We start from the raw sequence: 12,835 nt of genomic DNA, 5'->3' as shown, positions 1-12,835 counted from the left end.
CCTCTCCCCTACCAGGGGAGAGGCTTTAAAAACCCCATTCCCTTGTAGGGAAGGGGGGAAGGGGGGTTAGGTTTTTGGAGATTATGGGTTTCATATAATACTTTTCAAACAACCTCTTAGGGTTTGCTGAAAAAGTGGCAAAAGGCAAAATCAGGACTTCTTAGTTCTTCAATCAAGATGCAACTATAAGTTTTTGTTGTTTTTTATCAGACAAGGTATAAGTTTTAATAATCAGAAATAAGATGTTCTTTTCCAAAATTGGCATAAAAAACCCGAAAAAATCCGCTTTTTGGGAGGATCTACCTCCCATGATATTTTATATTAAGGGATAGGCACAGATCGCAATAACCGTTCAACTATAGTTTTGGCATTTCTTCCCCCTCTAGGAATCAGACGATGACAAAGAACGTGCGGTGCGAGAAACTTGACATCATCGGGAAGAGCATATTCTCTACCTAAAATAAAAGCCAGTGCTTGGGAAGCTTTTTGTAACGCCACAGTACCACGAGGACTCACACCAAGAGTGATTTCTTCATCCTGTCTAGTAGTTCGCACCAATTCCAAAATGTATTGTTGCAAAGATGCTTCTACCTTGACTTGAGAACAAGCTTGGCGTAATTCTTGGACTTCTTCTAAAGTAATACAAGGCTGTAAATCAGCCACTTTTAAACCTGCTTGCAAATTTTGGAGCATTTGCATTTCTTCTGATTCAGAAGGATAGCCTAAACTTAAAGACAGCATAAACCGGTCCATTTGGGCTTCTGGGAGGGGAAAGGTCCCTTGGTACTCAATGGGGTTTTGGGTAGCAATCACAAAGAATGGCTGGGGAACTAGACGAGAAACACCATCAACTGTTACCTGATATTCCTCCATTACTTCCAGTAAAGCGGACTGGGTACGGGGTGTAGCCCGGTTAATTTCGTCCGCTAGGAGGACGTTAGCAAATACAGGACCTTGTAGAAATGTAAATTCCCCACTTTTAGGATTCCAAATATTTGTGCCGGTGATATCTGTGGGGAGTAAGTCAGGGGTACATTGTAACCGTTGAAATTTACCATCTACAGAACGAGCTAGAGATTTGGCTAAGAGGGTTTTACCGACACCGGGGACATCTTCTAATAAAGCATGACCACCACCAAGTAAAGCTACTATGACTAAGCGGATGGCTTCATGTTTACCAACAATGGTACGAGCCAAATTTTGTGTTAAAGCGTCAATTTTTTCTCTCATGCAGTACCTGGGGGGAAATGGAGAAGGCTTACTTCTGAGTTTTGACTAAAAACTTGTTTAATAGTTTAGCCTTTTCTACAGTATTCCCACGTAACAAGCTTAATCCAGCATAAGAATTAAAGATTTCTGGAGTTGCTAAACCACCGACGCAAGGAGAGGAAAGTCAAAAAACAAATTTTTTGAGATGGTTTTTACTTTTAAATATATTATTCAATCACAGATTTTATAATTTATTTCAAAAAGTTCAAAACCATACTCTTCTAAAAAATCTTTCGCAAATGCTATCCAGCTTGAATTAAATCTTGGGTAAAATTCAGGAGTACAAACATAAGCTTCTAAATTTAAACCTGCATAGTTTCTAACTAATTTATTATCAAATAAATCAATAGTATTAGTGAGTTGGTTAATAGCTTTGTCGCGGTTTTTATCTACTTTTCTTAAACTTGTTGCATCCAATTTGAACTCTACAAAACAAAAATCATTCTCATCAAAAAATACAAAATCGCAATGAGAATCACCAAATCCTAAAAGTCCTTTTTTTCCATCAATAGGAATAAAACCAACTACTTTAGCATTAATTACATTAAATAATTTAGTGATATCAAAACCATTTTTAACAGTATCAACACCATTTAGTTTAATAGTAAATGTGTTGTCATCTGAATTTATATTGATAATAATAAAAGACTGTCCTTGATAGTCTATCATTGAAAATTCCGATCTCATTTCAATTTCCAGAACATCGGAAAAGTTATCAAAAGCAGTTGATAGAAGTTCTTTAATATCCTCAAATTTGCTCATTTTCTTTTGAAAGTTTTAGCGTGAATACTGTACAAAGCTTGAAAATCACCACCCAAAATTTCGGAAACCGTATCTAAATAATTTTGTTGAATAGTACCTTTTTCTTGATTAAAAATAGATTCGCAATAACTAGTATCCTGACTAACAGATTGATTTCCCAAAGAATAAGCAGAAAAATCTTTAGCACTTAACCAGGAATCTTGGGGAATTATTTGTGCTACTTCTGATTCTGTTGACGGATTTTTTTCAACTACTCTATTTGCGAAGAGTAAATTATTAAAAACTGTGAGAACATAGGGACTATGGGTGGTGATAATTAGTTGGTTATCATCATTTTGATTTACCATTAAAGCCAATAATTCAATTAGTTGCTTCTGAGCAACAGGGAATAAATGAGCTTCTGGTTCTTCCAAGATTCTTAATACTTTTGTATTATCAAGAATATTTAGAAAGATATCTTGTAAAATTCTTATAGATTCTTGCTGTCCTGACGAAGTATTAGACAAGTAAATATATTCTTCTGTTTCTTTATTAAATAGAATTTTCTCTCCTAAATCATCAATACGGTATTCTCCCTTTAATATTTTATCTATCTTATTTTTGACTTGATATAATTTTTCTTTTATGTTGTTTTCTGAATAACTTTCGATTAGTCCTTCAAAATTTCTAAACTTTTTAAAAATGTCTTTTACCCTTACAAATTTTTCTATAAATTTTTCCAATAATATTTCATCTAAAGTTTTTGAACTACGTTCATAATTGTCAATTGAAATATTTTGTTTTAAATTAATTTCAATACTTTGTGAGAAATATTTTTCAAATAAACTAGGATAGGCTACGGTTGCACTTCTACCAGCAACAATAAACAATAAATCTCTTTGTTTATTTTGAAATAAGTCATTGAGCAGGTCATAAAGTTGTTGAGCATATTTTATTTTTTCTTCTTCCTTAATTAATGGTTGAATATTTCTATTTTTGTTGATATTTAAATATTCTTGTCTAAGTCTAAATTTAATATCACTTGCAAGAATGGTAAATTTTTCATTTATAAAAGTATCTATAGGAGATATCTTCATTTTTTTATTTTCATCATTGCTTAGTTTCAAGAATTTATTTTCATTAAAACTGTAATAAAATGTTATTTCAAAATCAGGTAAATTATTTGTAGGTCCAAAAAAATTATAAAATTTTTGCTGAATGGGGGATAAAATATCAGAATTGATATCCAGAGATTGATTTTGTTTGTCTCGGTAAATTTGACTAAATAAATCCTCTTGTATGGTCTTGAAAAAATAAATTAATTTAGCAATAGTGCTTTTACCACTAGCTTGTTCACCAATCAAAACTAATATTTTCTTAACTTCAATTTCTGCATATTTAATTGGACCGAAGTTCTCGATGATAATTTTTTGCATAGGTAAATGTGACTTTTTTATGCTTACATAACAAATGTACCATAATAGAAATACTTTTTGGGAAGTTACACCTCCCATGATATTTCATATTACAGAAGTAGTTACCTAAAAATCGCTGTAATGTTTAGATTAACATTGAAAATCCCCCCATCATTAAGAATTAAAAATTTCTTGAGCTATTTTACAATCTAGTTGAATTTGGTTTTTCAGCGCTTCTAAGGAGGTAAATTTCTGTTCGGGACGCAAAAATTTTATTAGTTGTACCAGCAAATTTTTACCATACAAATCACCAGACCAATTTAATAAATGTACTTCTACGCTAGTATCTATACCATTAACTGTGGGACGATTGCCAATATTCATGACTCCAAAATGTTGAGTGGGAGAGTTGTTTGGAGTTTCGTTATCAATAATAACCTCCACAGCATAAACACCATGACGAGGTAAAAATTTATCTTTTGGTAGTTGAATATTGGCGGTAGGAAAGCCGATAGTTATCCCTAATTTTTGACCTGTTACTACTATACCTGTAAGGCTGTAAGGTCTTCCCAAAAGACGATTTGCTTTTTGAATATCACCGACTTCCAAACTTTCCCGGATTAATGAGGTACTAATGCGAGTATCATCTGCTGCGGAAAAGTTTTCCATATCAGTTTTTATAGGAACTATGGTCACGGGTATATTATATTTTGCTGCGAGTATTTGCAAATCTTGAGCAGTACCCATGCGCTTTTTGCCAAAACAAAAGTCTTGTCCAACGCTAATCTGTTGACATTGCAGTTGTTGAACGAGGATTTTATCGACAAATTCTTCAGGGGAAAGGGCAGATAGTTCTCTATCAAAAGGTAATAATACCAATTGTTCCACCCCAAGCGATCGCAATTGTGCAACTTTTTCATCCAGTGGTGTTAACAAATCACGGGGAAGTCCTGTAAAAAACTCCTGGGGATGGGGATCAAAAGTGACAACGGTTGAGTATGGGCGGACTGAATTCTCCTCACCCCGTGCTGACTGCAATACTGGCTGAATCACTCTTTGATGACCAAGATGAACACCATCAAATTTGCCAAGAGCAACAGCAGTTGGTGTCAGCAGTTCTTCTGTTGCAGAAGCAACCCATACAGAACACCCATTTTGAGACAAATTTAACACTTGGATTTTGGGATTTTAGGTTTGTTTTCGCTATCAGCGTTGACGCTCTCGCGCTGTTAGATATCTAATCACCAATCTAATCTAAAATCGAGAAATCAGGTGATTAAATTGGTTTTTGACTGGGTATACCAACCGCACGGGGAAAACTAATTGGTGTGTTTGCTACTTTTCGTAAATAAAGACAATGACGAATACTATTACTCAAGGGAGTAGAAAATTCTTCAATTAGTTCAATTACCCCACCTAATTGGGTAACAGCAATTTCTAAACTTTCATTTTCGGCTTGAGTCCAAGTACCGCGATAAATTACCGCTAAACCGCCTTTTTTTACTAAAGGTAAAGAATATTCAGCACAAGCAGAAACATTACCCACAGCCCTAATTACAGCTAGATCATACTGTTGTCTGTGTTGAATTTGCTGACCAATTTCTTCGGCTCTCCCCAGTAAAGTTTTGGCATTATTCAGAGCAAGTGCTGATAAAATTGTCTCAATAAAACTAATTTTCTTCCCTGTAGAATCTAAAAGCGTAACTTGAGAATTAGGAAAAACTAGAGAAATTGGGATACCAGGAAAACCTGCACCCGTACCAATATCAATTATCCGCTTACCCTTTTCAATACCGGGAATAAATAATTGTTTAGGTGCAATTCCTCGCAAAGAATCCCAAAGATGTTTTTCCCAAAATTCTTCAGGTTCAGTAATGCGAGTTAAGTTAAATTGGCGATTTCCTGCCAAGATTAATTGATAAAGCTGTTGAAATTGGTTTTCTTCCCAATTTGTTGGTTGCCAATTCAGAGTTTTTTGCCATATTTCCCCCATTTCTGGCAAACTAGTTATAGGTAAAGATTCTAAATTCATTGGTTAAAATTAATTTTTTTAAGTTATTTTGGCGTTACTGATTAAGGGTATGAATTTTAGTCTCACGCAAAGGCGCAATCACGCCAAGGAAAGAGTTTTAAAGGTTCAATTTGGGAATTTCATACCTAATTTTATGTGAAGCTACATAACATCATCAAATCCATGAATTCATCCCTCCTTATCTGTGTTCATCTGCGTTCATCTGCGTTCAATTACTCTGAAGATTAATTTAGAATTAAGCAGATTTTACCTCTTCTCCCTGACTTCTGACTCCTGACTGGTCACTGAGCGAAGCCGAAGTGCTGACTCCTGATGTTAAGACCCCATGATCTAAAGTCCAACAATAATCAGCTATTGGTAACATATCACCAGCGTCGTGTGTTACAACTAACAATGTCCAATCTTTTTTGAGTTCGGCTAATAAATTCACCAATTGGCGACGCATTGACCAATCTAAACCCGCTGTAGGTTCATCTAATAATAATAAATTTGGTTGACGAATTAACTGCACCGCTAAAGCTAACCGTCGCTGTTGTCCACCACTTAAAGCATGAGGTGACGCAGATAAAGATAAATGATCTAATCCAACTTCTGTTAATGCTTGTTTAACCCTGTCCGCTCCCAGTTCAGGATGTCCTAAGCGCAATTCTTCTAAAATTGTCCCCCCGCAAAAGTGTCTTTCTGGAAATTGAAATACTAAACCGGCTAATTGTTGTAGTTCTTCGGCTATGAGTCCCTGTTCTCTCCAGAAAACTCCACCAGCAGTGGGATCAGCCAATCCAGATAAAATTTCTAATAAGGTGCTTTTACCCGAACCGCTAGGACCAATAATTAAACCCAGTTTCTGGGGTGGTAATTCTAAATTTATAGCTTGAAGAATTGCTTTTGGGCAGGCTGTGGGGTGATAAGTTAGATTTCTGAGATAGAGCATTTGTGAAGATTACCAAGTTATGAAAAATTTTGATGGAAATAGACGTAATTTATATTCACTATTTTTGCATTTTAGGTAATAGACACAACAATTTCAACTGTAATTATTCTGAGGGTTATCATGTCTAAACAGGTTTTAATGCCTCAATTTAGGATATTTTGGCGATTTGCTCCATTTTTAAAGGTGACTGTAACTACTTCCATCCTTTTAAATATTCTAGTAAATCCATCCTTTGCGGGTGATCCATTTCGCTCTCGTGAACCTCATAAAATTGGCGATCGCACGGAAGCTGTTTTTAATGCTATTTTTCAGCAAGGAAATTACCCAGCAGCCAAAGATGCTTTACAAAAAGCCGTCTCTAGCGAACCCAATGAACCTTTAATTTACGCCCTTCAGGCTTCTTTAGCATATCAAAATCAAGATCAAACTAATTTAGCAAAATACAGCCGAAAAACCCTGGAAACTGGACAAAATCTCATCGCTAGTGACCCATTACGTGGTAATTTATACACTGCGGTTGGTCATTTTTTAGAGGGGGCGGTAATTTTAAAGCGGGAAGGAACTGTAAATGGTGCGCCCCTCGCTTTTAGTCGGTTACGGAAAGTCTATACATATCTTGACAGAGCCGAAGAGATTTCTGCTAGTGATCCAGAGTTAAACTTAATTCGCGGCTATATGGATTTAATGTTAGCTGTGAATTTACCTTTTACTAGTCCAGATGATGCAATTAACCGATTGGAAAAAAATGCAGCACCTGGTTATTTAGTAGATAGAGGTATTGCTTTAGCATATCGAGATTTAAAACAACATTCCCAGGCTTTAGATTATGTCAACCGCGCCTTAAAAACAACTGCTGACAACCCAGAAATTTACTATCTCAAAGCCCAAATTCTCCATGAAAAAGGAAAAAAAGAAAAAAGTCAGGATTTAATCAAGGAAGCAATAATTCATTTTGATAAAGCATTAGCCAAAAAATCTCAACTTCCTGCTAACTTAGTTAAACAAATTGAATATGAACGCAATCAGGCTGTCAGTGGTCAGTAGTCAGTGGTCAGTTGTTACAAAATTCTAGTTTTACCCATTACAAAAATGGAAATTCAATTCCGCGAGTTTAATCCTTTTGATACTTGGATTTGGTTGAAGTTTAGCAATGTTCCCTCCCAACGGGAAAAACAATATGTAGAAGAAGTCTTTAATTCCTGGTTTTATTTAGGTAAATTGGGGGGATTTAATGCGGAAAATCTGCAAATCCAAGATACAGGACTTGATATCAGCTACATGGACTATGATGCAAGAGGCTATGATAAAAGCTTAATGGCTTTGATGCACAACATGGGTGAATTTGAATATGAAGGAGAATGGGGACGTTGTTGGTTTGATTTAGGTACAAGTGATGCGATCGCATTAGACATTCTGATCAACGCCCTCACCCAACTAACTGAAGAATACGTCACCATTGAAGAACTATACATTGGTGGCGAAAATTCAGATTGGCCTACAGAAGATAGCGAAAGTCGTCCCTCTTCAATTTACGATAATTAATTGTCATCATGAATAAAGAAGGTCAAATTCGGGTAATTGTTTTAGCCCTAATTCGAGATGGTAATCGAATATTTGTTTCTGAAGGATTCGATCCTAAAAAACAATCAATATTCTACCGGGCTTTAGGTGGTGGCGTAGAATTTGGCGAAACTAGCCGCATAGCCTTAGCTAGAGAATTTCAAGAAGAAATTCAAGCCGAATTAACAAATATTCGCTATCTAAGTTGTATTGAGAACTTATTTACTTTTGACGGTAGACAAGGACATGAAATCATTCAACTTTATGAATGCGACTTTGCTGATTCCCAGTTTTATCAAATTGAAAGTTTAACTTTTGCGGAAACACCAGAACGTCAACATCGCGCATTGTGGATAGATATTTCTCGATTCAAATCTGGTGAATTAAGATTAGTTCCCGAAGTCTTTTTTGATTATTTGTAAACCTAGATCCCCGACTTCTTTTTTTATCTTGTCACTAAATAATAAATTAAGTTGAGAAGTCGGGGATCTTAATCACTCAAGATTGCTATATTAAAACTAAAGGTAAATACAGGAAGTTAATTATGACTCTACAATTAGCAAAACCACGCCTTAACACCTTTCGTCTCAATGTTTCTCAATACCATCAAATGAGCGAAGTCGGTATTTTTTCAGAAAATGATAAGGTAGAACTAATTAATGGAGAAATTATAGAAATGTCACCAATTGGTAGAAGACACGCAGCTTGTGTTGACAGAATTAATCGCTTATTTAGCAATATTCTGGGAATGAAAGTGATTGTTAGGGTACAAAATCCGATTATCTTAAACAACTTATCTGAACCTGAACCAGATATTGCATTACTACAACCCCGTGCAGATTTTTATGAATCTGGACACCCTCAACCCCAAGATATCTTCTTATTAATTGAAGTTGCAGATAGCAGTCTAGAATATGATAGAGACGTAAAAATTCCTCTCTATGCTAGTAGTGGTATTACTGAAGTTTGGTTAGTTGATATTTATGAACAAGTGATTATTGTTTATCGCTACCCTAGCGAAAATGGTTATAGCGACATTCAAAAACTAAGTCGAGGAGAAAAAATGTCAATTCAAGCATTCCCCGAAATTAACTTAGTTGTAGATGATATTTTAGGATCAATAGTTTCATAGCCAATCTCTAAATAACATCCAATTCACATCCTCAGATATTAGTTATTGAGATTGCAGAAATACTAATCAAAGCAATAATGTTTTTTTACGTCGCTGGTAATTTCCCATGTACAAGACATCCCAGCGGGAAAAGTTACTAAGTCTCCCTTACCCATTTGTACCGCTTGTCCTCCATCAGGAGTGACAACAACATTACCTTCTAAAAAGTAGCAAGTTTCTTGATCATCGTAAGTCCAGGAAAATTGAGATATTTCCTTTTCCCAAATTGGCCAGTTGAATACATCTAACTCGTTGAGATGTGCAAGATTTGGTTGATGTACGACTTTAATTTCCATGAGTTGTATTTAACAATAAGATTGGATGTCTTCTCCACACTTATCTACTAAATAACATAATGCGCGAAAACGCAAGCCGACAAACTGATCATACAGTGGGTTTAGTTTGCACATAGGTGGAATATGAGCAATTGTTCGTCCAAAAACCACGATATCACGCTCAAAGGGACATTGGGCAGGAATTACTTTAGCAATCAATTTGGCAACTCGACGATTATCAATTTCAATGTCGTCGAACCATTGACGGATTTTTTGCAATAAATCAAACTTATTTTTAACTGAATGGTTTTCTTCGATAGGGTTGACAAAACTGGAGAGAATCATCGGTTCACTATTTGTTTTTAGCATTATTGTAAATCCTATGTAGATGAGATTGATAGAAACTGGACAATGTGGCAATTTACACTACAAATTATCTTGGCAATTTGGACTGAACTTGAAGAACGGTAAAGTAGTTGAACTAATTTTTATTAAAACTGGCTTTGTGTTGAATAACTGTTCAGTTGAATACAAAATAACAAAGAAAATATAAAAATGGTATAGTTTTAGCTTATGGATTCCTGATATTGAATATAGTAATTTTATATATAAAATTACTATGGGAATTGCCAAAAACACTGATATATATAGCTTTCTCCTCCAGCTAGACTGCATAACCATTAGGAAACGATGACATTAATTTTAGGTGATAGAAGATCAATAAAAAAGCTATGCAAGTCACTTTATCGCAGGGAATAGGGAACAGGTAATTTTCTTCTGACTCGGTGACTCCTAACTGGGCCTAGTCCCTGCGTCCCTACCTCCTGCTAACGCTGGCAATTTTGCAAAATATAACTACACAACTCGCAAAAACCATCTCCTTCGGCTGCTGTAGTTATATATGTAGGTTGATGCTGTAACTGATTTGTATACTCCTGGATATTTGCCACACCTACGGACATAGGAAAATAACGCTGGTTAAATAAACTTTCATCATTGGGACTGTCACCAACAGTGATAACCTGTTCTGGCAAGTATGTGGGAAAATATTGATCTAAGACTTTTAATAAACCAGCAGCTTTATTTTGTCCTTGGGGTTTAATATGGCACTGAATATTGCTGTAAGTAAATCCCCAACCCATCTGTTTACAAAGATCACTTATATTTTTTAGTTGATCAGCCGTTAGTGAGGTAAGATCAAATGTCCAGTCTGTGACTCGAAATAAATTATCAGCAGATGCTCGGATTTGCGGAAAATAAGTTTGTAAGTTCACAAAGGTTCTAGCTAAATCTTGACGATGGTTAGCCAAATCAGGAATATGCGTGAGTGTAACTGGATCAGAATTACCTGATGGATAAAATAAACCACCATTTTCGGCAATCGCACCGACAATGGGCATTAAACTACTAATAGCACTTACCCACCCAGCCGAACGTCCAGTCACAATCAAGACCGGAATTTTGGCTGCTGATAGACTCTCTAAAGTATTTAGCAGTTGAGATGTAAATCTGCCATGTTTAGTTAGTGTCCCATCCATATCTGTTGCTAACAGGCAAATATGATATGAATGCGTAGATGTTATATCAGACAATGGCTGTATATTGATAAAATGCTGATCCAAGTGACTAATCGGTTTGTACATATGACATGATCAAGACAATGTAAAAAATACTTATACCACAGCCAACTACTAAATAAGATTTGGGTATTCTAAACATCAGGAGTTAAAAGGTTCAAATTGTGAATTATGGTTAGTACAATTTTTCTGGCTCAATCGTCTAGATTGAAAACAACAAAAACGAATACAGAAGTTTCTAGCAATGAATTCTCAGCTATACCATTGCTATTGTGTGCTAGTGGAGGACTGGTTTTAGCTCTGGTTGCTGTAATTATTTATGGCAAAATTTTAGTGCAAAAGGGGGAGAAAAAACTAACTTTTGAAAAATTCCGCACACGAGAATTAGAGAAAAAGCTGAAGTTAGCTTTAGAAACTATTCGCAAAATGGAAACTAATCCAGATTTAGTTCACTCACGGGACTTTAACTTAGATTATCTGCGAATGCGGATGTCAGAGGAGGTATTCCATTTTGCCCTAGTTAATCAAATTAAAATTAAGGTTAAAGATAAGATATCTCAAGTCCTACGTCCTGCTCAAGCTAACCAAGGATCTATAGGAATTGCTAGTAATACTGGTAAGGAAATAGATGAAACTTTCGATATTGAGTATGAAACTGGTGTAGCACCCAACATTGTGAAACGGGTGCTGTTTAGAGCGCAAATTCGATTAATGAAGTTGCCAACTCAAGCTACTTCTTCTACAATTAGTCAAATTATGAATTGTATAGAAACTTACCTTAGACCCAAGGAAGATGATGATACCTGGCAACCGACTATTCAAGGTAAGATTGTTTATATGCACTGGGATCAAAAGGCTAAACCTACCGCGTTGCTGGTACTAGAACAATCAAATGAAGGCGTGAATGTGACATTTAGAACTAGCCGTCAAACCCCTCTGACAAAAAACAGTAGGACAGCAAATTCACATCATGCAGACGCTATTCAGAAATAATCACAACTTGAAATTACCAATAAATACCGAAAAATTCAAACTGGAAAAAAATTTTGGTTTGGAATATATCACTTGTATTGAAGAAGACGGATCATTAAAATTAGGAGTTGTGATTAGAAGCAACATTTTGAGCATCACGGGTCAGAAGACCATCTTCCATTTCGACAATGCGATCAGCGATATCTAAAATCCGGTTATCATGGGTGACTAATAAGATAGCAGTTCCCTGTTCTTTAGCCAAACGCTGCATGATTTCGACTACATCACGTCCTGATTGTTTATCTAATGCGGCTGTTGGTTCATCTGCTAATACTAAAGGAGGATGATTAACTAAAGCGCGAGCGATCGCTATTCTTTGTTTTTGTCCACCAGATAAATTATCTGGATAGTAGTTAACCCGTTCTTGTAAACCTACAGATGCCAGCATATCTTCTGATTGGGAAATAGCTGTTGATTGGGAAATATTATTATTTAATTCCACAGCCATTTGCACATTTTGCCTAGCTGTTAAAAAACCCAATAAATTATGAGCTTGGAAAATATAACCAATCTTCCGTCTCATGTGTACCAGTTTGCTTTGACTAGCACCACATAGTTCATCACCTAAAAATTTTAAACTTCCCTCTTGTACCGACCTTAACCCACCAATCAAACTTAATAAAGTTGTTTTCCCTGAACCAGATGGTCCAGTCATAATCACGATTTCTCCAGCATATATTTCCAAACTAATATCAAATAGAATCTGTTTTTTCAGCGATCCTTTACCGTAGTAGTGATTGATATTTTTAATAGATATTACAGGTTCTTTGTTGATCATAATAGGGGAGTGTAGGAGTCAGAAGTTGGGGAAGTTGGGGAAGTTGGGGAAGTT

The 12,835-nt window shown here is 35.7% G+C and carries 15 protein-coding genes; 5 read left to right on the top strand and 10 right to left on the bottom strand.

What is annotated here, in order from left to right; translation table 11 throughout:
• Positions 1 to 321 precede the first annotated feature (321 nt).
• From PN450_RS02490 to PN450_RS02465, 6 genes are all read right to left on the bottom strand, one after another.
• Complete coding sequence (locus PN450_RS02490) at positions 322 to 1,230, bottom strand: AAA family ATPase (RefSeq protein WP_271835320.1); 909 nt, start codon at positions 1,228 to 1,230, stop codon at positions 322 to 324.
• A 210-nt stretch (positions 1,231 to 1,440) separates the two neighbouring features.
• Positions 1,441 to 2,031 carry a hypothetical protein gene (locus PN450_RS02485; protein ID WP_271835319.1) on the bottom strand — a complete coding sequence of 197 codons (591 nt, stop codon included), beginning with the start codon at positions 2,029 to 2,031 and terminating at the stop codon, positions 1,441 to 1,443.
• Positions 2,028 to 3,446 carry an AAA family ATPase gene (locus PN450_RS02480; protein ID WP_271835318.1) on the bottom strand — a complete coding sequence of 473 codons (1,419 nt, stop codon included), beginning with the start codon at positions 3,444 to 3,446 and terminating at the stop codon, positions 2,028 to 2,030. Before PN450_RS02480 ends, PN450_RS02485 begins: the two co-directional genes overlap by 4 nt.
• Before the next feature lie 153 nt (positions 3,447 to 3,599).
• Entirely contained in the window at positions 3,600 to 4,598 is a 999-nt protein-coding gene (locus PN450_RS02475) for a bifunctional riboflavin kinase/FAD synthetase (protein ID WP_271835317.1), read from the bottom strand.
• A 103-nt stretch (positions 4,599 to 4,701) separates the two neighbouring features.
• Entirely contained in the window at positions 4,702 to 5,457 is a 756-nt protein-coding gene (gene rsmG / locus PN450_RS02470; protein ID WP_417033731.1) for a 16S rRNA (guanine(527)-N(7))-methyltransferase RsmG, read from the bottom strand.
• A 235-nt stretch (positions 5,458 to 5,692) separates the two neighbouring features.
• Positions 5,693 to 6,388 (bottom strand): ABC transporter ATP-binding protein, encoded by a 696-nt coding sequence (locus tag PN450_RS02465; protein WP_271835316.1) that lies wholly within the window; start codon positions 6,386 to 6,388, stop codon positions 5,693 to 5,695.
• Between the two features lie 120 nt (positions 6,389 to 6,508).
• Here PN450_RS02465 and PN450_RS02460 point away from each other — a divergent pair, with 120 nt between their 5' ends.
• The 4 genes from PN450_RS02460 to PN450_RS02445 all read left to right on the top strand — a co-directional run bounded on the left by PN450_RS02460 (position 6,509) and on the right by PN450_RS02445 (position 9,080).
• Positions 6,509 to 7,432, top strand: a complete 924-nt coding sequence (locus PN450_RS02460; protein ID WP_271835315.1) for a Sll0314/Alr1548 family TPR repeat-containing protein — start codon at positions 6,509 to 6,511, stop codon at positions 7,430 to 7,432.
• 45 nt (positions 7,433 to 7,477) lie between these two features.
• Positions 7,478 to 7,930 (top strand): DUF3531 family protein, encoded by a 453-nt coding sequence (locus PN450_RS02455; RefSeq protein ID WP_168696283.1) that lies wholly within the window; start codon positions 7,478 to 7,480, stop codon positions 7,928 to 7,930.
• An 8-nt stretch (positions 7,931 to 7,938) separates the two neighbouring features.
• Positions 7,939 to 8,370, top strand: coding sequence for an NUDIX hydrolase (locus tag PN450_RS02450; RefSeq protein WP_015083700.1), 432 nt, complete (start codon positions 7,939 to 7,941; stop codon positions 8,368 to 8,370).
• 122 nt (positions 8,371 to 8,492) lie between these two features.
• Positions 8,493 to 9,080 carry a Uma2 family endonuclease gene (locus PN450_RS02445; protein ID WP_148760802.1) on the top strand — a complete coding sequence of 196 codons (588 nt, stop codon included), beginning with the start codon at positions 8,493 to 8,495 and terminating at the stop codon, positions 9,078 to 9,080.
• 62 nt (positions 9,081 to 9,142) lie between these two features.
• On the opposite strand, the gene PN450_RS02440 is transcribed toward PN450_RS02445, so the two are convergent.
• From PN450_RS02440 to PN450_RS02430, 3 genes are all read right to left on the bottom strand, one after another.
• On the bottom strand, positions 9,143 to 9,415 hold the full coding sequence (locus tag PN450_RS02440) for a cupin domain-containing protein (protein WP_271835314.1): 273 nt from the start codon (positions 9,413 to 9,415) through the stop codon (positions 9,143 to 9,145).
• 9 nt (positions 9,416 to 9,424) lie between these two features.
• Positions 9,425 to 9,763, bottom strand: a complete 339-nt coding sequence (locus tag PN450_RS02435; protein WP_015083702.1) for a Mo-dependent nitrogenase C-terminal domain-containing protein — start codon at positions 9,761 to 9,763, stop codon at positions 9,425 to 9,427.
• Positions 9,764 to 10,221: 458 nt separating this feature from the next.
• Complete coding sequence (locus PN450_RS02430; RefSeq protein ID WP_271835313.1) at positions 10,222 to 11,037, bottom strand: HAD family hydrolase; 816 nt, start codon at positions 11,035 to 11,037, stop codon at positions 10,222 to 10,224.
• A 105-nt stretch (positions 11,038 to 11,142) separates the two neighbouring features.
• On the opposite strand from PN450_RS02430, the gene PN450_RS02425 reads away from it, so the two are divergent.
• Positions 11,143 to 11,964 (top strand): hypothetical protein, encoded by an 822-nt coding sequence (locus PN450_RS02425; protein WP_271835312.1) that lies wholly within the window; start codon positions 11,143 to 11,145, stop codon positions 11,962 to 11,964.
• Positions 11,965 to 12,064: 100 nt separating this feature from the next.
• On the opposite strand, the gene PN450_RS02420 is transcribed toward PN450_RS02425, so the two are convergent.
• Positions 12,065 to 12,781, bottom strand: coding sequence for a DevA family ABC transporter ATP-binding protein (locus tag PN450_RS02420; protein WP_271835311.1), 717 nt, complete (start codon positions 12,779 to 12,781; stop codon positions 12,065 to 12,067).
• Between the last annotated feature and the right edge of the window lie 54 nt (positions 12,782 to 12,835).

Source organism: Dolichospermum lemmermannii CS-548, assembly GCF_028330815.1.
GTDB classification, from domain to species: domain Bacteria; phylum Cyanobacteriota; class Cyanobacteriia; order Cyanobacteriales; family Nostocaceae; genus Dolichospermum; species Dolichospermum lemmermannii.
The sequence above is the reverse complement of the archived record's forward strand: the minus strand, read 5'-3'. Positions and strand labels throughout refer to the sequence as shown.

Bases quoted from the DNA above. Each gene is read 5' to 3' on its own strand.
- PN450_RS02490 (WP_271835320.1), bottom strand. From the start codon at position 1,230: ATGAGAGAAAAAATTGACGCTTTAACACAAAATTTGGCTCGTACCATT.
- PN450_RS02485 (WP_271835319.1), bottom strand. From the start codon at position 2,031: ATGAGCAAATTTGAGGATATTAAAGAACTTCTATCAACTGCTTTTGAT.
- PN450_RS02480 (WP_271835318.1), bottom strand. From the start codon at position 3,446: ATGCAAAAAATTATCATCGAGAACTTCGGTCCAATTAAATATGCAGAA.
- rsmG (WP_417033731.1), bottom strand. From the start codon at position 5,457: ATGAATTTAGAATCTTTACCTATAACTAGTTTGCCAGAAATGGGGGAA.
- PN450_RS02465 (WP_271835316.1), bottom strand. From the start codon at position 6,388: ATGCTCTATCTCAGAAATCTAACTTATCACCCCACAGCCTGCCCAAAA.
- PN450_RS02460 (WP_271835315.1), top strand. From the start codon at position 6,509: ATGTCTAAACAGGTTTTAATGCCTCAATTTAGGATATTTTGGCGATTT.
- PN450_RS02455 (WP_168696283.1), top strand. From the start codon at position 7,478: ATGGAAATTCAATTCCGCGAGTTTAATCCTTTTGATACTTGGATTTGG.
- PN450_RS02450 (WP_015083700.1), top strand. From the start codon at position 7,939: ATGAATAAAGAAGGTCAAATTCGGGTAATTGTTTTAGCCCTAATTCGA.
- PN450_RS02445 (WP_148760802.1), top strand. From the start codon at position 8,493: ATGACTCTACAATTAGCAAAACCACGCCTTAACACCTTTCGTCTCAAT.
- PN450_RS02440 (WP_271835314.1), bottom strand. From the start codon at position 9,415: ATGGAAATTAAAGTCGTACATCAACCAAATCTTGCACATCTCAACGAG.
- PN450_RS02435 (WP_015083702.1), bottom strand. From the start codon at position 9,763: ATGCTAAAAACAAATAGTGAACCGATGATTCTCTCCAGTTTTGTCAAC.
- PN450_RS02430 (WP_271835313.1), bottom strand. From the start codon at position 11,037: ATGTACAAACCGATTAGTCACTTGGATCAGCATTTTATCAATATACAG.
- PN450_RS02425 (WP_271835312.1), top strand. From the start codon at position 11,143: ATGGTTAGTACAATTTTTCTGGCTCAATCGTCTAGATTGAAAACAACA.
- PN450_RS02420 (WP_271835311.1), bottom strand. From the start codon at position 12,781: ATGATCAACAAAGAACCTGTAATATCTATTAAAAATATCAATCACTAC.